The 18,601-nt window shown below is 60.8% G+C and carries 16 protein-coding genes and 1 pseudogene; 9 read left to right on the top strand and 8 right to left on the bottom strand.

The genetic code is table 11. From position 1 onward, the window contains the following. The first annotated feature begins 5 nt into the window (after nt 1–5). Complete coding sequence (locus tag CIC07_RS22215; RefSeq protein WP_076357914.1) at nt 6–830, top strand: ABC transporter ATP-binding protein; 825 nt, start codon at nt 6–8, stop codon at nt 828–830. A gap of 148 nt (nt 831–978) precedes the next feature. Here the strand turns inward: CIC07_RS22215 and CIC07_RS22210 are convergent, their stop codons facing one another. The 4 genes from CIC07_RS22210 to CIC07_RS22195 all read right to left on the bottom strand — a co-directional run bounded on the left by CIC07_RS22210 (nt 979) and on the right by CIC07_RS22195 (nt 3,581). Beyond that, nucleotides 979–1,299, bottom strand: coding sequence for a potassium channel family protein (locus CIC07_RS22210; RefSeq protein ID WP_076357915.1), 321 nt, complete (start codon nt 1,297–1,299; stop codon nt 979–981). A gap of 274 nt (nt 1,300–1,573) precedes the next feature. After that, nucleotides 1,574–2,194: a ferric reductase-like transmembrane domain-containing protein gene (locus tag CIC07_RS22205; RefSeq protein WP_076357916.1), complete on the bottom strand. Its 621-nt coding sequence runs from the start codon at nt 2,192–2,194 to the stop codon at nt 1,574–1,576. Next, complete coding sequence (locus CIC07_RS22200; protein ID WP_076357917.1) at nt 2,191–3,210, bottom strand: FAD:protein FMN transferase; 1,020 nt, start codon at nt 3,208–3,210, stop codon at nt 2,191–2,193. The genes CIC07_RS22205 and CIC07_RS22200 overlap by 4 nt, the downstream gene beginning before the upstream one ends. A 2-nt stretch (nt 3,211–3,212) precedes the next feature. Beyond that, complete coding sequence (locus CIC07_RS22195) at nt 3,213–3,581, bottom strand: hypothetical protein (protein WP_076357918.1); 369 nt, start codon at nt 3,579–3,581, stop codon at nt 3,213–3,215. Between the two features lie 188 nt (nt 3,582–3,769). Here CIC07_RS22195 and CIC07_RS22190 point away from each other — a divergent pair, with 188 nt between their 5' ends. From CIC07_RS22190 to CIC07_RS22180, 3 genes are all read left to right on the top strand, one after another. Next, nucleotides 3,770–5,710: an ABC-F family ATP-binding cassette domain-containing protein gene (locus CIC07_RS22190; RefSeq protein ID WP_076357919.1), complete on the top strand. Its 1,941-nt coding sequence runs from the start codon at nt 3,770–3,772 to the stop codon at nt 5,708–5,710. A 6-nt stretch (nt 5,711–5,716) separates the two neighbouring features. Next, the gene (locus tag CIC07_RS22185; protein WP_076357920.1) at nt 5,717–6,367 is read left to right on the top strand and encodes a fumarylacetoacetate hydrolase family protein; all 651 of its coding nucleotides are present in this window, start codon (nt 5,717–5,719) and stop codon (nt 6,365–6,367) included. Nucleotides 6,368–6,697: 330 nt separating this feature from the next. Further along, entirely contained in the window at nt 6,698–7,288 is a 591-nt protein-coding gene (locus tag CIC07_RS22180; RefSeq protein ID WP_076357921.1) for a ribonuclease H-like YkuK family protein, read from the top strand. Nucleotides 7,289–7,357: 69 nt separating this feature from the next. Here CIC07_RS22180 and CIC07_RS22175 read toward each other — a convergent pair whose 3' ends face one another. Beyond that, the gene (locus CIC07_RS22175; RefSeq protein ID WP_076357922.1) at nt 7,358–7,819 is read right to left on the bottom strand and encodes a Dps family protein; all 462 of its coding nucleotides are present in this window, start codon (nt 7,817–7,819) and stop codon (nt 7,358–7,360) included. A gap of 159 nt (nt 7,820–7,978) precedes the next feature. After that, a pseudogene (locus CIC07_RS22170) lies at nt 7,979–9,507 on the bottom strand (MDR family MFS transporter). Between the two features lie 471 nt (nt 9,508–9,978). On the opposite strand from CIC07_RS22170, the gene galU reads away from it, so the two are divergent. The 4 genes from galU to htpG all read left to right on the top strand — a co-directional run bounded on the left by galU (nt 9,979) and on the right by htpG (nt 15,966). Then, entirely contained in the window at nt 9,979–10,854 is an 876-nt protein-coding gene (gene galU, locus CIC07_RS22165) for a UTP--glucose-1-phosphate uridylyltransferase GalU (protein WP_076357924.1), read from the top strand. 163 nt (nt 10,855–11,017) lie between these two features. Beyond that, on the top strand, nt 11,018–12,415 hold the full coding sequence (locus CIC07_RS22160; protein ID WP_076357925.1) for a zinc ribbon domain-containing protein: 1,398 nt from the start codon (nt 11,018–11,020) through the stop codon (nt 12,413–12,415). Between the two features lie 31 nt (nt 12,416–12,446). Further along, the gene (locus tag CIC07_RS22155; protein ID WP_076357926.1) at nt 12,447–13,592 is read left to right on the top strand and encodes a S1C family serine protease; all 1,146 of its coding nucleotides are present in this window, start codon (nt 12,447–12,449) and stop codon (nt 13,590–13,592) included. 493 nt (nt 13,593–14,085) lie between these two features. After that, nucleotides 14,086–15,966 carry a molecular chaperone HtpG gene (gene htpG, locus CIC07_RS22150; RefSeq protein WP_076357927.1) on the top strand — a complete coding sequence of 627 codons (1,881 nt, stop codon included), beginning with the start codon at nt 14,086–14,088 and terminating at the stop codon, nt 15,964–15,966. 207 nt (nt 15,967–16,173) lie between these two features. Here htpG and CIC07_RS25240 read toward each other — a convergent pair whose 3' ends face one another. Both CIC07_RS25240 and CIC07_RS22140 read right to left on the bottom strand, forming a co-directional pair. Continuing rightward, the gene (locus CIC07_RS25240; RefSeq protein WP_206109140.1) at nt 16,174–16,875 is read right to left on the bottom strand and encodes a hypothetical protein; all 702 of its coding nucleotides are present in this window, start codon (nt 16,873–16,875) and stop codon (nt 16,174–16,176) included. Between the two features lie 221 nt (nt 16,876–17,096). Further along, nucleotides 17,097–17,711, bottom strand: a complete 615-nt coding sequence (locus CIC07_RS22140) for a superoxide dismutase (RefSeq protein ID WP_076357929.1) — start codon at nt 17,709–17,711, stop codon at nt 17,097–17,099. A gap of 463 nt (nt 17,712–18,174) precedes the next feature. On the opposite strand from CIC07_RS22140, the gene CIC07_RS22135 reads away from it, so the two are divergent. After that, complete coding sequence (locus tag CIC07_RS22135; RefSeq protein WP_021882252.1) at nt 18,175–18,597, top strand: GNAT family N-acetyltransferase; 423 nt, start codon at nt 18,175–18,177, stop codon at nt 18,595–18,597. The last annotated feature ends 4 nt before the right edge of the window (nt 18,598–18,601 follow it).

Here is an 18,601-nt window from a genome sequence, read left to right as displayed (position 1 = left end):
CGAAGATGGGGATGCTGGAAGCGAAGGGGCTGGCGCTCTCTTATGGAGGGGCGCATGTCTTTGAAAACCTGGATCTGACCGTACCGGAGGGCAAGGTGACGGTGTTCATCGGCAGCAACGGCTGCGGGAAATCGACGCTGCTGCGCTCGATGGCCCGTCTGCTGAAGCCGCAGCAAGGCTCGGTCGTCATCGACGGCAGCGACATCTCCCGGATGACGACCAAGGAGGTCGCTCGCAAGCTGGCTATCCTGCCGCAAGGGCCGCAGGCGCCGGAGGGGCTGAGCGTGCTCCAGCTTGTCAAGCAGGGCCGCTACCCCTACCAGAGCTGGCTGCAGCAGTGGTCGCGGGAGGATGAGGCGGCGGTGACCAAGGCGCTCGAGGCGACCGGAATGTCGGAGCTCAGCGAGCGCAGCGTCGATTCGCTGTCGGGCGGACAGCGCCAGCGGGCGTGGATCGCCATGACGCTGGCGCAGCAGACCGGAATCATTCTGCTCGACGAGCCGACGACGTATCTCGACCTGACTCATCAGATCGAGGTGCTGGACCTGCTGGACGAGCTCAATGCCTCGGAGAAGCGGACGGTCGTCATGGTGCTGCATGATATCAACCTGGCATGCCGCTATGCCGACCATATCGTCGCCATCAAGGAAGGCTCGATCCATGCGCAAGGAGCACCGGAGCAGGTCGTCAGCTCCGCCATGATCGAAGAAGTGTTCCGGCTACGATGCGACATCATGGCGGATCCGCTGCACGGAACGCCGATGTGCATCCCGCACAGCCGCAGCGCCAGGAGGCTCTCCGCCGCGGAGCCGGAACCCGTGCTCTTCTGACCGGGGAGCAAGGAGGATCCGCGGCATTCCCTGAACGCCCGGGCGATGAAACAGGCATTCAAAAGGGACTGTCCCCTAAGTCATGAAAATGACCGGGGACAGTCCCTTTTTTCGTAGCGTCAGACGAAGCGCGCCTCTTGCGCGGCGCTCAGCGCCTGCCGATGCGGATATGGGAGGCGAGCGTGCGGATGAAGCCGAAGATGATGCCGATGCCGACGAACACATAAATCATGGTGAAGATTTTGCCGTAGTCGCTCTGCGGCTCCAGGCTGCTGCCCACGGTCGTCAGCGTCGTGACGCAGAAATACAGGGCGTCGACGGTGCTCCAGCCCTCGGCGGAGCGGTAGAACATCGTCCCGGAGACCAAGGTGATGGCGGTAATGAAGAAGAGCGCCTGGAACTCCTTGTCCTTGAAGGCGTGGAAGAAGGCGGAAAGCAGCCGCTTGCTGGTCAGGATGAAGGAAAGCATGATGTCAAACCCCGCTGTCTGTCAATTGATGTCGTTCAAGTCCATGACTTATGCACTTATCTTAGCATGGACAGCCGGGGAGATGAAAATTCGATGGAATGGAAGAAATTGCGGGAGATGGCCGGTCTGGCTCATGGCCGGGATTGGAGCAAGCCGGCGAGGTACGGGCGAGAGGTTCGGACAATAGGCAAGCGCAGGAAGGCCGGGCATGAAGGACGGCAACGGAAAAAGGCCCAGCCGGACTGCGGCCGCAGTCCGGCTGTTGAAAACTTCCTCAGCTTGCATCGGAGCCGCGGGATGCCTGATGCCGGAGGCTTCCATCCGGCCTGCGCGGGCCGGGAAGGACTTCCGCGCGGGCTCCGGGCTTGCGGGGGATGAGGCGTCCGCAGAACAGGAGAAGCGTCGCTCCCCCGGTCACGGCGTACATCCCTTGGACGACTCCAAGCGAGCTGTCCGTTCCGGCCAGCAGTCCATGCAGCAGGGCGGCGGCGAACATCGGATACGCGAGCATATGGATCGCGAGCCATAGAGGCCGCTTGAGGCGAGGGCGCAGGTCCGTCGTGAGGATGAGGAGCAGCATGCCGTACAGGGCGAGGCTTCCGATGCCGTACAGAACAGGATGGCCATGCGCCGAGAACGGAATGAGCAGCTCTCCCCAGGTGAACGGCGCATACGTGTCAATGACGAGCACGGCGGCATGGAGCAGGGCGATCGCCGTGCCGGCGACCGTCAGCCGGCTGTGCCAGCGGTAGACCGAGATTTTCGACGCTCCCTTCAAAAAGGGATAGCCGTACAAGATGCCCAGCGACATGCCTCCGAACAGGGCCAGGTAAGCCGCGATGCCGGCGATTCTCGTCAGCAGCCATGTCGGCCATTCCACCATCCATTGAATCATATCGTCGCCTCCTGGATTGTCAGCGTGCCGGGCTCCCAGACGAAGCGTCCGGGATTCCGTGAAGGAATCAGGATCAGCCGGCGCTTGTCCGTGATGACGGCGGCCTCGCAGCCGGGAGCGCCGAGCTTCATTCGGGACGCGCCCTCCTCCAGCCCGCAGATGCAGAAGGTTTTGGACCAGGCCTCGCATTCGGCAGCCTCCGCTCCGGCGACAGTCGCCTGAACGACGCCGCTGGCCGCGCTGCGCCCGGTAAGGGGGTCGATGAGATGATGAAGGCCGGATCCGTCCTCTCCCCAGCGCCGCTTCAAGGTGGAGGAGGTTGCTGCGGCTCCGTGCTTCAGCGACAGGCGCGCCGCATCCCTGACGGTGTCCCAGGGATCCTCGATGGCAATCGTGGAAGAAGGGGCGTCCTTGTCTTCCTGCCATACGCTGAGGTCTCCTCCGGCGTTGACGATGCCGGAGGGAAAGCCGTGCCGCCGGCGCAGCCAGCCGGCGAGCCGGTCGGCGGCCCAGCCCTTGACGATGCCGCCGAGATCGAGCTCGCTGCTGGGAGCGAGCCGAACCGCGCCCATGCGTCCGTCAAGCTCGAACGGCACGGCTTGGGCAACAGCTGCGGCGTGACTTCCCATATCCGGTTTGATTCCCGCTTGCCCGGAGGCTTCGGCAGGCCGGAAGGTGTACGCATGCTCGAAGGAGCGGCGATAGCCCTCCCGCTGCAGCTGGCGGAGCAGGCCGGGGTGGAAGGCGCCGCCCGTCTGCCGGCTGCATTCCAGCGCCAGCGACAGCACCTCCTCCATCATCGGCGATACGAACTGCCAGGAGCCGGCCGTCCGGTTGAGGGCGCAGAGCTCGCTGCCGGGCAAAAAACGGCTGAACCTCGCCTCGACATCGCGGAACCAGCGGCTGACCAGCGAATGATAAGCCGGCGTATCGGGAGTCCGATCGTCAGGCCAGCGGAGAATGGCCGTTATGTCCGTATTCATCGCCCTCAACGTGATTCGGGATTCGGCCGGCATGGTCAGGACCCTCCGGAGCGGGAGCCCATGCCCCCGCCGCTGTCGGATTGGCTCCAGCTTCCGCCAGCATTGCCGCCGCCTGCCGCTCCTTCGGACGGGAAGGAGCCGCCTCTCCTGCCGTGCCTGCCCGCGGGCTTGCCGGCTGATCCGTCGGCCGAGCCGCTGCCGTCCGTGCTTCCCGATTGCCAATCCTCCATGAGCTTGTCCGGATTGGCGAAGGTGGAATCCGAACCGCCGGATGCCGTCCCCCCGGACAGGATCTTTTCCTGGAAAGCCGTGCTGTTCTGCACGGTGCTGAACAAAACGAAAAGGGCTGCCGCTCCGCCGGCGCCGATTTGCCACTTTCTCCATTTGCCGATTCGCCGTTTCATCGAATCCACCTCGCTTCAAGGATTACGTCCTATCCTACTTTGTCAAAATGAACAGAAAATGAAGACAGAGCTGACATGGAAATGATTTTCGCTTATGTGCTTCACGTCCGGAACCGGACGGCCGGCTGCGCAGCCGCCAAGTTGTGGTATGATGGAAGGACGAGAAAACAAGAAAGTCGGGGCCTGATATGCATCTGTTATCGGTAGAGCATCTTTCCAAAACCTACGGGGAGAAAAAACTGTTTGAAGACGTAAGCTTCGGAATCTCCGACGGCGATAAAATCGGCATCATCGGAGTGAACGGAACAGGGAAGTCGACGTTTCTGAAGGCGATTGCGGGTATCGAGCCCGCCGACAGCGGCAGCGTCGTCATTCCGCCGCGCGTCAGCGTGCGGATGCTGCTCCAGAACCTGGAGTTCGATCCGGAGGAAACCGTGCTTGAGCATGTGCTCAGCGGGGATTCGCCTCAGCTGCGGGCCGTGCGGGACTATGCGGCGGCGCTGGAGGCGCTCGAGCGCAGCAGCTCGGATGCGGCGCTGCAGGAACGCCTGCTCCGGGCCAATGCGGCCATGGACGAGCAGGATGCCTGGCAGCTGGAAAGCGAAGCCCGCACGGCTCTCTCCAAGCTCGGCATAACGAGCTACGAGGCGAAGCTCGGCACGCTGTCCGGAGGCCAGCGCAAGCGGGTGGCGATGGCCGCCGCGCTGCTGTCGCCATCGGACGTGCTCATTCTGGACGAGCCTACCAACCATATCGACAACGAGTCTGTCGCGTGGCTGGAAAGCATGCTGCAAAAACGGCGCGGCGCGCTGCTCATGGTGACGCATGACCGCTACTTCCTTGATCGGGTCAGCAATCGCGTCATCGAGCTGGACCAGGGCCGGGCTTTCTTCTATACGGCCAACTACAGCCGGTTCCTGGAGCTGAAGCTGGAGCGCGAGGAGCGGGAGGCGGCGAGCGAGTCCAAGCGCCAGAATCTGCTGCGCAACGAGCTCGCCTGGATCCGCCGCGGCGCCAAGGCGCGCTCGACGAAGCAGAAGGCGCGGATCGAGCGCTTCGAGGAGCTCAAGGAGGCGGGGCCGGGCAAGGCATCCGGCAAGCTGGACCTGTCCGTCGCCTCCTCCAGGCTGGGGCGCAAGATCATCGAGCTGGAGGATGTGGGCAAAGGCTATGGAGACCGGTCGCTGATCAACGGCTTCAGCTACATCGCCGTGCCGGAAGACAGGGTCGGCATCATCGGACGCAACGGCAGCGGCAAGTCGACGCTGCTGAAGCTGATCGCCGGCCGGATGGAGCCGGACAGCGGTCAGGTCGTGCTCGGCCCGACCGTCAAGCTCGGTTATTTCTCGCAGGAGCATGAGGAAATGGACGAGTCGATGCGCGTCATCGAATACATCCGCGAGCAGGCGGAGCAGGTCCGCACCGGCGACGGCACGACGATCAGCGCCGGGCAGCTGCTGGAGCGGTTCCTGTTCCCTCCGGCGATGCAATGGTCCCCGATCTCCAAGCTGTCGGGCGGGGAGAAGCGCCGCCTGCAGCTGCTGCGCATCCTGAGCGGCGCTCCGAACGTGCTGCTGCTCGACGAGCCGACCAACGATCTCGACATCGCGACGCTCGGCGTGCTGGAGGATTACCTCGACGACTTCCCCGGCGTCGTGCTGGTCGTCTCCCATGACCGGTACTTCCTGGACCGGACGGTGGACCGGATCTTCGCGTTCGAGGACGGCGCCATCACGGAGCATACCGGCAATTATTCGGATTACGAGGAGCAGGCGCAGAAGAAGGGAAGTCCCCCGGACGCCTCCTCCAGGCCGATTGCTCCAACTCCGTCCGCCGCCCAGGCGGGAGGGACGGCCGAAGCTCCGCGCAAGGAAGCCAAGCTGCGCATGTCTTACCAGGAGCAGAAGGATTTCGAGGCGATCGACGGACGCATCGCGGAGGCGGAAGCCGAGCTGGAGCGGGTCCAAGAGGATATGGGCGCCTCGGGAAGCGATTCGGTGCGCCTGCAGGAGCTGATGGCCCGCCAGGAGAGCCTGGAGGCGAAGCTGGAGGAATGGATGGAGCGCTGGACCTATCTGAACGAGCTTGCGGAACAAATCGAAGCCCAAAAAGCGAAAAACAGGAGCTGACCTTTCATGAGTGCCTATGAAGACTTTAGCCTGGAGTCCGTACGCAACATCTATTGCATCGGCCGCAACTACCGGCTGCATGCCCTCGAGCTCGGCAACGAAGTGCCGAAATCCCCGATGGTGTTCACCAAGCCGACCCATTCGCTGATTCCGATGGACGGAAGAGCCGTCGAGCTGCCGGGCGGAGAAGGCGAGGTGCATTTCGAGCTGGAGATCGTGCTTCGCGCGGGACGCGACTGGGAGCCGGGAGTCGGAGCCGACGAGCTGTTCGACGCGATGGCGCTCGGCCTCGACCTGACGCTGCGCGACGTGCAGAGCAGGCTCAAGGACAAAGGCCATCCATGGCTCGCCGCCAAAGGCTTCCGGAACTCGGCTCCGATCGGCCCGTGGCGGCCCTATCCGGGCATGGCCGGCCTGGAGGCCGCCGACTTCGCCTTGCTGCGCGGCACCGAGGTCGCCCAGCTGGGCAACGCCCGGGACATGATCTTCAGTCCGGATGTGCTCGCGGAGCATATCGGCAGCCGTTACGGCCTGCGCCGGGGAGACATCGTCTTCACCGGCACGCCGGCCGGCGTCGCCGCCCTTCGGGACGGCGAGGAGCTGAGCGCTCTCTGGAACGGGGAGAAGGTCGCTTCCTCGATTGTCTCCCTCGTTTGACCGCATGCATGGAACAGCCGCATCCTGTCCTCGTTTCGGCGAGGCTTGGATGCGGCTTTTTTTTATGCCCAAGCACGGTCTGTCGAAAAGGCGGCGGGCAAGGGGAGCAGCTTGTCCTCGGCAGGGACGACGGAGAGCTGAGCACGGGGCTTATTCCGGCCGGCTTCCGCAATTGGGCAGCCCTTTAGCACGTACGAGCAATGCCGGCGACGGCTTGCTGAGCAGCGCTGCAGCCCGGCCGGAGGAGCGCCTGCTGCTTGGGCCGGTTCATAGGCGCGGCTATCCAAGCATAAGCTGACGGTAAGACAGCGAGGGCGGGTGAGAGCTAGCGTGACGAAGTCCAAGAGACAGCCGGAATCCCATGATTGCCGCAACAGGCTTCGATTTCACAACGTCAAGGAGCAGCATCTGACCTTGGGCGAGGTCGCCGAGCGGATGATGTCTTTCATAAGGGAGGATCCCCGGGCAGCGTATCATTTCGCCATCGGAACGGACTCCCAGGTTCATCCGAGCCATACCAAATTCATTACCGGCCTTGTTCTAAGACGGGTGGGCAAAGGGGCTTGGGCGTGCTACAGGCCCTTCGTGCTGAACAGAGAGCTGGCTTCGATCCGCGAGAAGCTGGCCTTCGAGACTTCTCTCTCCCAGGAGATGGCCGCTTATCTGGAGGAGCATCGCATCGTGCCCGGGATGGAGGATCTGATTCTGCCTTACGTCTACCAGGGAGCCGAGCTCCGGACGTTCATCGACATCGATGCCGGAACGGAGCCTTGCCTCAATCCGACCCATCTGTACGTCCAGGAGATGATCGCCCGCGTGGAGACGATCGGCAGCTATGTGCCCCGCGTCAAGCCGGAGGCATACTGCGCTTCGAGCTATGCGAACCGCTATACCAAGCGGCCGGCAAGGATCGTCATGTAGAGCGCAGGCAGAAAAGCTCGAAAAGGTCCGGAAGCCATCTGAAGATGGCTGCGCGAACCTTTTTTTGCTTTATTCGGCTGTGAAGGCATCCAGCATCCAGACATGCTTCTCCAGCGACGTATGGATGGCCAGCAGCATATCGGCCGTCGTTTCGTCCTGCCGGCTTTGAGCGGCGGCCATTCCTTCCTTGAGCTCGCCGATCATGCTCCTGAAGTCGGCCGAGACCGACCGGACCATGGCGATGGCGGATTCGCTGCCGGCCGCTTCCTGGACGGTAGCCGTCTCCAGATAAGCTTTCATGCTGGCCAGCGGCCGGCCTCCGACCGCCAGCAGCCGCTCCGCGAGCTCGTCGACATGAATGGCGGCCTCTTCGTAGAGAGCCTGGAATTTCTCGTGCAGGGTGAAAAATTGGGGGCCTTTGACATACCAGTGGTACTGGTGAAGCTTCACATACAGAATGCTCCAATTGGCCAGCTGGAGATTGAGGACTTGAGCAACGGACGGGACGGCTGCAGCGGATGAGGCGGTCATGCGGATCAGCTCCTTATTTATAATAATTATTATCTAGTATTAAATATAATGAACTCCCGGCCGACTGTCAAGGCCTGCTCCCCGAAGGCGGCCGAAATGAAAAAAAGGCCCCTTTTCAGGGACCTTTCAAGCGGGCTTGGAATGCTGTCGACGCCGGGGCTACTCCGTGCGGAGCTCTTGCTTGGCCTCGGGCTTGCGGGTCATCGTCATGCGGGTGCCCGGCATGAGCAGGACCATGACGACGGCCGCTACGGCCGGAATAAGAGCCCACAGGAAGGTGTGGGAGATGGAAGTCGCGAGCGCGGCCTCGATTTTGTTCAGCACTTCGGCGGGAATTTCCTTGCGGCCTTCAGGCGTAAGGAACTGCTGGTTGCCTTGCCTCCGCCGCCGATCGGCGCCTTGCCTCCGAATGCGGTTTCCAGGCGCGAGGTGAAGATGTTGCGCTGGATGATGCCGAAGATCGTAATGCCGAGCGTCATGCCGAGGGAGCGCATGAACGTCGTCGTGGCGGTAGCCGCCCCGCGCTGGCGCATGTCGAAGCCGTCGATGGCGGCCATGTTCAGCACGGAGAAGGAGTAGCCGACGCCGAAGCCGAGCAGGATCATCTCCAGCGTCACGACGAAGCGGGCCGTATCCGGGCTGATGAAGCCGAGAGAGACGACGCCGGCCAGGAAGAACACCGCCGAGATCATCATGATGGAGCGGAAGCTCAGCTTGGTGGTGAGGAAGCCGCCGACCTGGCTGCCCACGACGGAGCCGATCATCATCGGCATGAGCAGCAGGCCGGAGTTGGTCGCCGAGCCGCCGTACACGCCTTGGATGAAGATCGGAATGTAGATCGTGGCGATGATGAAGGTCGAGCCGTAGAACAAGGAGGTCAGCACGCTGCTGGCGAACAGCCGCTTGCGGAACATTTTGAACGAGATGATCGGCTCGGCGACTTTCGTTTCCGTATACAGGAACACCGCCAGCAACACGACGAATCCGGCGAACAGGCCGAGAATCATGCCGGAGTCCCAAGCGTATTTCTGGCCACCCAGCTCCAGGGCGAACATGAGACAGACGATGGCTCCGACGAGAGTGAACGCGCCGACCCAGTCGATGCGCTGCTTGGAATGGGAGAGGGATTCCTTGTAATAGGACCCGATGAAGAACAGAGCGAGAATGCCGAGCGGGATATTAATGTAGAACACCCACTCCCAGCCGATGTGGTCGGTGATGACCGCGCCGAGCAGCGGTCCGAAAATGCTCGAGATGCCGAATACGGCTCCGAACAGGCCGGACATCTTGCCGCGCTTCTCCGGAGGGAAAATATCGAATACGATCGTGAACGCGATCGGCATGAGAGCTCCGCCGCCGATGCCCTGGATGGCCCGGTACACGCTCAGCTGGGTGATGCTGCCCGCCGTGCCGCACAGCGCGGAGCCGAGCAGGAACACGATGATGCCGAAAATAAAGAACCGCTTGCGGCCGTACATGTCCGACAGCTTGCCGAAAATCGGCGTGCCTGCCATGAGGGCGATCATATAAGCGGATGTCACCCATACGAGCTGGTCGTATCCGCCGAGATCATCGACGATCCGCCCCATGGCGGTAGCGACGATCGTGTTGTCCATGGCTGACATCAGAATAGCCAGCATGAGGCCGGCTACGACGAATCGGGTCTGGCGCGCGCCTGTCTCCGACATGGAATTCACTCCTTCTTTCACCTGCAAATTAAGATCCATTCTTATTATATTCAAATTTGAGTATAAGACAACGGATTTGTTTCAGGGCTGAATCATTCCGAGGGCAGCCGGATGGGGACATCGGGTTTGATGCCGTTGCTCGGCTGCGGCTGAATCGGTTATTCCCGCCTTCGTTTGGATACAGTATACAAACGCCTATCCTCACTGGATTCGGGCTTGCTTCACTTGCACCCGGATCGTCTGTGCCTTGCGTCTTGCTCTGCCGATGCTTATATTTTCGGTTATGATCATGCGGAACGCCGCTGTGCATATACCTGAATGGTGCCCCTTGGCGGCTCTCCCATACGTCCGCTGGCGCCTTTCGACAAGAATTGGTAAACTGGAAGCAACGGAATCGGCACTGGTTACATACCGCAATTTCTTGGCCGGATCCGGCCATGTTCCCATCATGACGAAGGAGTTGGACCCGACTTGACCCATATCCGCAAAGCGATCATACCCGCAGGAGGTCTTGGAACCCGCTTCCTGCCCGCAACGAAAGCCCAGCCGAAGGAAATGATGCCGCTCATCGACAAGCCGGCCATTCAATATATCGTGGAAGAAGCCGCCGCATCCGGCATCGAGAGCATCATGATCGTCAGCGGCCGCAGCAAGCGTGCGATCGAAGACCACTTCGACAAATCGGTCGAGCTGGAGAACGAGCTCGAAGCAAGAGGCGACGAGGAGACGCTGAAGGTCGTCCGCAGCATTTCCAAGCTGGCCGACATCGTCTACGTCCGCCAGCGGGAGCCGCTCGGCCTCGGCCATGCGGTGCTCTGCGCCCGCAGCTTCATCGGCAACGAGCCTTTTGCGGTGCTGCTGGGCGACGACATCCTGCGCTCGCCGCAGCCATGCCTGGGCGAGATGATGAACTTCTACCGGGAAACCGGGTCTTCGGTCGTCTCGGTCATGGAAGTTCCGTGGGATCAGACCCACAAATACGGCATCGCGGATCTGGAAGGGGAGGGCATGTTCCCCCGCATCCGCAACCTGGTGGAGAAGCCGGCTCCCGGCGAAGCGCCTTCCAATTGGGCTGTCGTCGGGCGCTACGTGCTCGATCCTGCTGTATTCCGCCTGCTCGAAAGGGCGGAGCCGGGCAAGAACGGCGAGATCCAGCTGACGGACAGCTTGCAGAAGCTGAATTCCGTGCTGCCGATGCATGCCTTTAAATTCCAGGGACGCCGGCATGACGTCGGTGATAAGCTGGGATTTGTGCAGGCAACGATCGACATGGCGCTGGAGCGCGAGGATCTGTCTCAGGCGGTACGGGATTATATGAGAAGCAAGCTGGAGACGGAGTTGTTTTAGGCTTGCGCTGGCAGGGGCAGTCATCCGAATCATGAACCGTCCGGGGCACAGGAAGTTGTCTGGGCGGTTTTTTTGGTTTTGGATTGCTTTTACATGACTTCATCCGTTAGTAATAGATAGAGAAACCGATAGGAACAGGTTAACATGGTGGAGGCTTGGGAAGATGAGCAGGGAAACCAGTGAAGGGGAGCGCGGCCGGGTCGTGCGGACGGCATGTCCTTATTGCGGTTTTGCGACGATGGACGACGAAGCCTCGTTCTGCAGCCGGTGCGGCAAGCCGCTCCATACGGCGGCCATTTTGGCGCGCCGTCTCGAACGGGCGGAATGGCTGGAAAAAATCAAGGATGCCGGCGCCGGGACAAGCGCGCAGCCGCTTCAGGACCGCGATGCCCAGGAGATATGGAACCGCATGTCGCGAGACGGCGAATCCGGCCGCAAGGCGGATGGAGGAGGCGGGCAGGCGGAGCGGCCTCGGACCGGGCGTCTTGCCGTCTCTGCGGAGGGGGCGCCGGCGACAGGCTACTTCCGGTTATGGATGCTGCCGGCTGCTGCTTTGCTGATCAGCTCTCTGGCTGTGCTTGCCGTTTTCGTCCATGACGGGAAGGTCAACGCCAAGGTGCGTTCCTGGCATGTGCAGGCGGAAAAAGAAGCGAAGGCCGGGCAGTACCGGAACGCCGAGGAGCTGCTCGAGCTCGCTGCGGCTTCCCGGCCCGGCAATCCCGGCATTGCCAAGGATATCGACATCGTCCGTCAGGCCGCCAAGCTCGACGAGGATATCAAGGCGGCGGGGCTGCTGCTCGACCAGGGCAGCCTGGAGAAGGCCGAAAGCGGGCTGCGCCAAGCGCAGGCGACGCTGAGCAGCCGCCACGAGGAGCTGTTCGATCCCATCCGCGACAAGCTGGCAGGAGCGGGGGCAAGGCTGGCCGTGCAGCAGGTATCGAGCGAGCTGGACGGTCTGGGAACGATCCGGGAAATGGCGGAGAGGCTCCAGAGGCTGCGCGGGCTCCAGGCTCCCGGGGCGCCTGAGCTGCGCCAGCGCATTTTGGACAGCATGGTAGAGATGGGCATCGACCAGGCGCTGCAGCTGCTGAGGAAGAAGGACTTCTCTGCCGCCCGCGCCGCTGTGGACGAGACGATCAGCCATGCGGGGAACATGTCGAAGCTTCAAGATATGTCCGCCCGGATCGACAAGGAGAAGGAAGAATACGAGGAGCAGGAGCGCAAGCGGCTGAATGCGGCCATGCAGATGGCCAATCTGGAGCAGCGGCAAAATCAGACGGATGCATTCGACATCGTCGAGCTGCATGCTTCCATCGGCGAGGAAGGCAGCGCGGTCATTACCGGCCGGCTGAAGAGCAAGGCGACCCGGGGCATCCGCGCCATCCGGCTCTTCTATGTGCTGAAGGATTCGGAAGGGGTGCAGATCGGCTCCGGCACGATATCCGTTTCGAGCGGAGGGGTCATCGAGCCGGGAGGAAGCGCCGCCTTCACGGAGAAGAACGCTTCGGTCAAGAGCGAGGCGTCCGTAGCGATCACTAGCGCGACCTGGTATATCGATTGACCGTCGCGTGGATAAGAAAGGAGGGACCGCCATGAGGCTGACGAAGCCCCTTGCGGCCGCTGCGGCAGCAGCCGTCCTGCTTGCGGGAGCGGGGACGGCCTTGGCGCTGCACGGATACATTCCCCGTCAGATGGGGATGGAGCCGCTGCTCGCGGTTTCGCCGCCGGAGGGAACGGCTGCAGGCAACGCAGCCGCGCTGAAGGACATTATTTTCCGCATCCAGAAAAAAGTCGTGACCATCCAGAGCGAAAGCGGCCTTGGATCCGGCTTTCTGTACAACGCCAAGGGAGACATCATCACCAACGCCCACGTCGTGGCCGGATCGAGAACGGTGAGGGTCACGACTTCCGATGCCCGCGAGCTGACGGGAGAGGTGATCGGCATCGGCACGGATACCGATATTGCCGTCGTGCGCGTGCCGGATCTGGAGGGAACGGAGCCGCTGCGCCTGGAGCGCAGCGGGCGGGTGGAGGTCGGGGATGCCATCATGGCCGTCGGCAGTCCGCTCGGATTGCAGAATACCGTCACTCCGGGCATCATCAGCGGGCTGGGGCGCACGTTCTCGATGAAGCCGTACACCTACCGGAACATGGTTCAGATCTCGGCTTCGATCGCTCCCGGCAACAGCGGCGGGCCGCTCATCGACCAGCGGACGGGAATGGTGCTCGGCATCAACTCGGCGGAAATGCAGGATGGGGAAATCGGCTTCAGCATCCCGATCTCCGATGTCCTGTCCGCGGCCGAGGGCTGGTCGCAGACGCCGATGAAGGAGCTGCCCGGCGTTCCGGGGAGCGCGACCAATGCCCTGACCGGCAAGAAATCCATTACGGACTACGCCGGGTACCTTGTGTCGCGTTTCTATGAGAGCCTCAGCAACGGCGATTACGTCTATGCGTACTCGCTGCTGGGAATCAACTGGAAGAAGCAGGATCCCTACGAGGACTTCCGGCGAGGCTACCTGCCGACCAAAAATGTCGTCATCAAAAGCCTCAAGGTCGACAAGGACGGGGAGCGCTCCGCCGTGGTCAAGGCCGTCATTACGGCGGAGGAGCATGGCCAGGACGGCAAGACGTCCGTCCGCAGCTTCGAGGTTTCCTACGAGGTCGGATACGAGAACGATCAGCTCAAGCTGATCAGCGGCAAGGGCAAGGAGCTGGGGACCGGAGACGGGGAGTAGGCTTGCGGAGCCCCTTGCCTATGGCGCAAGCGGCTGGAGCTCGAACCGGGCAGCCCCATATCGGGCTCTCCGCTTCGCCGGCGGAACGAGCGGCAGGACGTCCGAGCCGGCTGCAGAAAAGGATTTGGCTTCTGATTTGACCTTGCCGGGAGCCTTGCTGTGCGGGACCGCTGCAGGAGCGGGGCGCATGGCTGCAGAGCGGTCGAGCGGTCAAGGCTGTAAGACCGCTGCAGGAGCAGGGTGCATGGCGCCGAGCGGTCGTACGGACAAGGCAGGACAAGCCTGGGGCTGTTGCAGGAGCGGGACGCGGCGTCCTGCGCTGCTGCGGCCTTTTTTCACGGCTTGCCGTTCACGGGGGAGCGCCTAGTCTCATCGGATTCCCTTAGAAGCAGAGGGAATCCTTGACAAGCCAATTTCCGGAGTGGTATATAAAGTTTTAGCACTCTTCATTACGGAGTGCTAATCTACCCGATCCAAGAGGAGAGATTTCAAAGTGGAAAAAAAGCAGTTCCAAGCTGAATCCAAACGTCTTTTGGAAATGATGATCAATTCCATCTACACCCAAAAGGAAATTTTTCTTCGCGAGCTGATCTCCAACAGCAGTGACGCCATCGATAAAATCTACTATAAAGCGCTGACGGACGAGAAGCTGACGTTCAATCCGGACAGCTACTTCATCCAGATCATTCCCGACCAGGCTGCGCGTACCCTGACGATTCGGGACACCGGCATCGGCATGAACCGCGAGGAGCTCGAGAGCCACCTCGGCATTATCGCGAAGAGCGGCTCCCTCGCCTTCAAGCAGGAAAACGAAGCAAAGGACGGCCGCGACATCATCGGGCAGTTCGGCGTCGGCTTCTACTCCGCCTTCATGGTCGCCGACCGCGTGACGGTCATCACCAAGCCGCTGGATGGCCAAGAGGCGTGGAAATGGGTTTCCGAAGGTGCGGACGGCTACACGATCGAGAGCGCGCACAAGGATTCGGTCGGCACCGAGATCATTTTGGAGATCAAGCCGAATACCGAGGATGACAACTACGACGAGTATTTGAACGATTACCGCCTCAAGGCGCTGATCAAGAAATACTCCGATTTCATCCGCTATCCGATCCGGATGGAGGTTTCCTCCAGCCGTCTCAAGGAAGGCAGCGAGGATGAGTTCGAGACGTACACGGAAGAGCAGCAGGTCAACAGCATGGTTCCGATCTGGCGCAAGAACAAGAGCGAGCTGACGGCCGAGGACTACGAGGCGTTCTACCACGAGAAGCATTACGGCTTCGACAAGCCGCTCAAGCATGTGCATGTGAGCGCCGACGGCGCGGTCGTCTATCAGGCGATCCTGTACATTCCGGAGACGATTCCTTTCGATTATTACACCAAGGAGTTCGAGAAGGGGCTGGAGCTGTATTCCAGCGGCGTGCTGATCATGAACAAATGCGCCGACCTGCTTCCCGACTACTTCAGCTTCGTCAAGGGCATGGTGGACTCCGAGAGCCTCTCGCTCAACATCTCCCGCGAGATGCTGCAGCATGACCGCCAGCTGAAGCTGATCGCCAAAAACATCGAATCGAAGATCAAGGGCGCTCTGCAAACCATGCTGAAGGACGAGCGCGGGAAGTACGAGCAGTTCTTCAAGTCGTTCGGCCGCCAGCTGAAATTCGGCGTCTACAGCGACTACGGCATGCATAAGGACGCGCTGCAGGACCTGCTGCTGTTCACCTCCTCCAAGGACAAGGCGCTCGTCACACTGGCTGAATACGTATCCCGCATGCCTGAGGACCAGAAGTATATCTACTACGCTTCCGGCGAATCGGCCGAGCGCATCGAGAAGCTCCCGCAGACCGAGCTCGTGCTCGACAAGGGCTTCGAGATTCTGTATTTCACCGACGACATCGACGAGTTCGCCGTGAAGATGCTTGCCGGCTACAAGGAGAAGGAATTCCGCTCCGTCTCCAGCGGCGATCTCGGCATCGAAGAGGACGAGAAGACCGCCGAGGAAGAGAAGGCCGATGAGGAGAACAAGGCTCTCTTCGAGGAGATGAAGGCGCTGCTCGGCGACAAGGTCAGCGGCGTTCGGGCTTCCAGGCGCCTGCGCAAGCATCCGGTCTGCTTCGCCACGGATGGCGAAGTGACGATCGAGATGGAGAAGATCCTGAAGGCGATGCCGAACAGCGGCGACGTCAAAGCCCAGAAGGTGCTGGAGCTGAACGTCGGCCACGATGTCTTCCGCGCGCTGAAGGAGGCCTATGAGAGCGACAAGAGCAAGCTGGGCTTGTTCACTTCGCTGCTCTACAATCAGGCGCTGCTGATCGAGGGCTTGCCGATCGAGGATCCGGTGGAGTTCACGAACCAGATTTGCCAGGTCATGGCTTAAATCCATAAAGGGCGGCCCCCAAAGTCCATGACTTGGGGGCTGCCCTTTTTCTTTAGGATGCGGCTTGGCGACTCTCGGCGGGCGGCGGAACGGGAAGCAGAAGAAGGAGTAGAACGAACTCGCGTTTATCCCTCCATGGCATGCTTGCCGCCCGCTGCGGAAAGCCGCTTCCATCCATCGAAGGCGAGCCTTGAGGGAGCCGGCCGTTCAGGTTCCGATGTGGATCAAATCGATGCCGATGACATCTCTCCGGTGAACGGGGAATGTAAGCAGGGTATGCGGTATCTGCCGTCCGTTCAGACGAAGGGTGTACTGGACGTTGTCGCCGATGCGGATATCGTCCGAGATGTCGTTGCGCACGCCGCCGACGGACTGCACGCCGCCTCCGGGAGAAATTCGGACGACACCGGTGTATTCTAGAGCCTGGGCAATGCTCATGCCGTCATAATATGGAATTTGGTAATCCTCCGTCACGTAGGGAAAGGATTCGCCGCCTTCAATGCGGACGGTCACCGGCGCAGGCGTGTTGGCCGTTCCAGCAGGACTGGCGCCAGGGGCGCCGGCTCCTGCAAAAGGTACGGGGAAGCCCGGCCCGCCGGGGAAGCCGGGTCCGCCGGGGAAGCCCGGCCCGCCGGGGAAGCCGCCGCCGGGGAAGCCCGGCCCGCCGGGGAAGCCGCCGCCCATCGGCGGGAAGATTCCGCGATCCGGCCGTTGGATCGGTGGGAAAATCCCCGGGTCGTAGCCGGAGAGAGGCGGGAAGATGCCGGGCGCAGGCTGAGCGGCCGGCACGAAATGGAAGCTGCGCTGGCTTCCGCCGCAGCCGCAGTCGCCTCCGGCTTGGACAGGCTGATAGGCGGGCTGATAAGCGGCCGGATAGGCTGGGGCATGGTAAGGATAATAAGTATTCATTCCGGACATGCAGCTCCTTTCGGACATTGCCTTGAATACACTATCCTATGCGGCATATGCCTATCCTCTTTCCGCGAATCGTGGAAAAAAGTCCCGAACGCTCTATGGACCCGGATCCAAACATCCTTCCGTCTCCGAGCGTAAGCGATGGGCGAGGAAAAAGCCCATTTCGGAAAACAAAAAAAGACCGGGCCCGAGGGCCCGGTCTTCCATTGGAAACATTATTTTACGGCTGCTTCATAACGCTTGCCGACTTCATCCCAGTTCACGACGTTCCAGAACGCTTTGATGTAGTCAGGGCGTTTGTTTTGGTAGTTCAGGTAGTAGGCATGCTCCCATACGTCCAGGCCGAGCAGAGGCGTTTCGCCTTCGAAGATCGGGCTGTCCTGGTTTGGAAGGCTGTATACTTTCAGCTTGCCTTCTTTGTCGGCTGCGAGGAAAGCCCAGCCGCTGCCGAAGCGCGTCGTTGCTGCTTTGGCGAAGTCTTCCTTGAATTTCTCGAAGCCGCCCAGCTCGCTGTCGATCGCTTCTGCCAGCTTGCCCGCAGGCGCGCCGCCGGCGTTAGGGCCGATCGTCGTCCAGAACAGGCTGTGGTTCGCATGGCCGCCGCCGTTGTTGCGTACAGCGGTGCGGATGGACTCAGGAATGCTGTTCAGGTCGGAGATAAGATCCTCAAGGGACTTACTTGCCAGTTCGGGAGCGGATTCCAGAGCGGCGTTCAGGTTGGTCACATACGTGTTGTGGTGACGGTCGTGGTGGATCTCCATCGTCTTCGCATCGATGTGCGGCTCCAGAGCGTCGTTGGCATACGGAAGTGCTGGAAGTTCATGTGCCATAATCAATTACCTCCTCAGATAATATGTAGCGATTCCAGTTCATTATCCCTCAATCGGCCTAATAAATCAACATTTTAGTTTCAAAAGTCGGCAGCTATTCCGCTCTATCCGATGCGATAAAGAGGGAATCGCTTCGAGGACAGGCCGCCCAAGCTTCCGGCAAGGAGACGGAGGTCTTGCGGGGGACAAAAGCCGGAGGCTCCGGAGCCTGTCCGGGCCCGACGGCTGCAGATCGGCAGCGCATCTTATCCTTTCACGAAAAAGCATATTTATTCCATTACCCGCATGAACTTTTCCCGAACCATGATGTAAGCGCTTGTAAGACAGCGCTTACAACAGAATGTAAGCGCAATGTTAAATTTAATTAAGGTTTTTGAGCAAAATGGCTGGATTTCGTTAACTTTTGTCGTATAATCAGAGTTAGCTTTTACAATGACATTGAATGTAAGGGAGACAAGCATTCATGCATCTTCGTTCTTTCCAGCTGGCAGACTACCATGCCGTGACGTCCTTGCTGCAGTCGGTATTGTCGGAAGAGTGTTACGAGCTGACAATCGAAGCGCTCACGCGCCAGCTTTCATGGGACAGCGATCTTGTGCTCATCGCTTCGGCGGGCGACAAGATGACGGGCATCATCATCGGAACGATCGACAACAACCGAGGCTATTACTACCGTGTGGCCGTTCATCCGGATCACCGCGGCCAAGGGATCGCCAAGAGCCTCATTTCCAGCCTCCGCGGCCGGTTCGAGCAGCGCAAGGTTTCCAAGATCATGGTTACGGCGGACGAGCACAACGAACCCGTACTGCCGCTTTACAGCTCCCTGGGCTTCGAGCCTTCCGATTTCTATCATTCGTTCCAGAAGCTCAGCATCGTAGCTGGCTGAACCG

This window comes from Paenibacillus sp. RUD330, assembly GCF_002243345.2.
In the GTDB taxonomy this organism is placed as follows: domain Bacteria; phylum Bacillota; class Bacilli; order Paenibacillales; family Paenibacillaceae; genus Paenibacillus_O.
Note: the sequence above shows the minus strand (reverse complement) of the source record. Positions and strands in the feature narration are given on the sequence as shown.

Coding starts and splice junctions, on each gene's coding strand:
- CIC07_RS22175 (WP_076357922.1), bottom strand. CDS start 7,819: ATGACCGCCTCATCCGCTGCAGCCGTCCCGTCCGTTGCTCAAGTCCTC.
- CIC07_RS22135 (WP_021882252.1), top strand. CDS start 18,175: ATGCATCTTCGTTCTTTCCAGCTGGCAGACTACCATGCCGTGACGTCC.
- CIC07_RS22200 (WP_076357917.1), bottom strand. CDS start 3,210: ATGCCGGCCGAATCCCGAATCACGTTGAGGGCGATGAATACGGACATA.
- CIC07_RS22195 (WP_076357918.1), bottom strand. CDS start 3,581: ATGAAACGGCGAATCGGCAAATGGAGAAAGTGGCAAATCGGCGCCGGC.
- CIC07_RS22140 (WP_076357929.1), bottom strand. CDS start 17,711: ATGGCACATGAACTTCCAGCACTTCCGTATGCCAACGACGCTCTGGAG.
- CIC07_RS25240 (WP_206109140.1), bottom strand. CDS start 16,875: ATGAATACTTATTATCCTTACCATGCCCCAGCCTATCCGGCCGCTTAT.
- CIC07_RS22160 (WP_076357925.1), top strand. CDS start 11,018: ATGAGCAGGGAAACCAGTGAAGGGGAGCGCGGCCGGGTCGTGCGGACG.
- CIC07_RS22215 (WP_076357914.1), top strand. CDS start 6: ATGGGGATGCTGGAAGCGAAGGGGCTGGCGCTCTCTTATGGAGGGGCG.
- CIC07_RS22155 (WP_076357926.1), top strand. CDS start 12,447: ATGAGGCTGACGAAGCCCCTTGCGGCCGCTGCGGCAGCAGCCGTCCTG.
- CIC07_RS22190 (WP_076357919.1), top strand. CDS start 3,770: ATGCATCTGTTATCGGTAGAGCATCTTTCCAAAACCTACGGGGAGAAA.
- CIC07_RS22205 (WP_076357916.1), bottom strand. CDS start 2,194: ATGATTCAATGGATGGTGGAATGGCCGACATGGCTGCTGACGAGAATC.
- CIC07_RS22210 (WP_076357915.1), bottom strand. CDS start 1,299: ATGCTTTCCTTCATCCTGACCAGCAAGCGGCTGCTTTCCGCCTTCTTC.
- CIC07_RS22185 (WP_076357920.1), top strand. CDS start 5,717: ATGAGTGCCTATGAAGACTTTAGCCTGGAGTCCGTACGCAACATCTAT.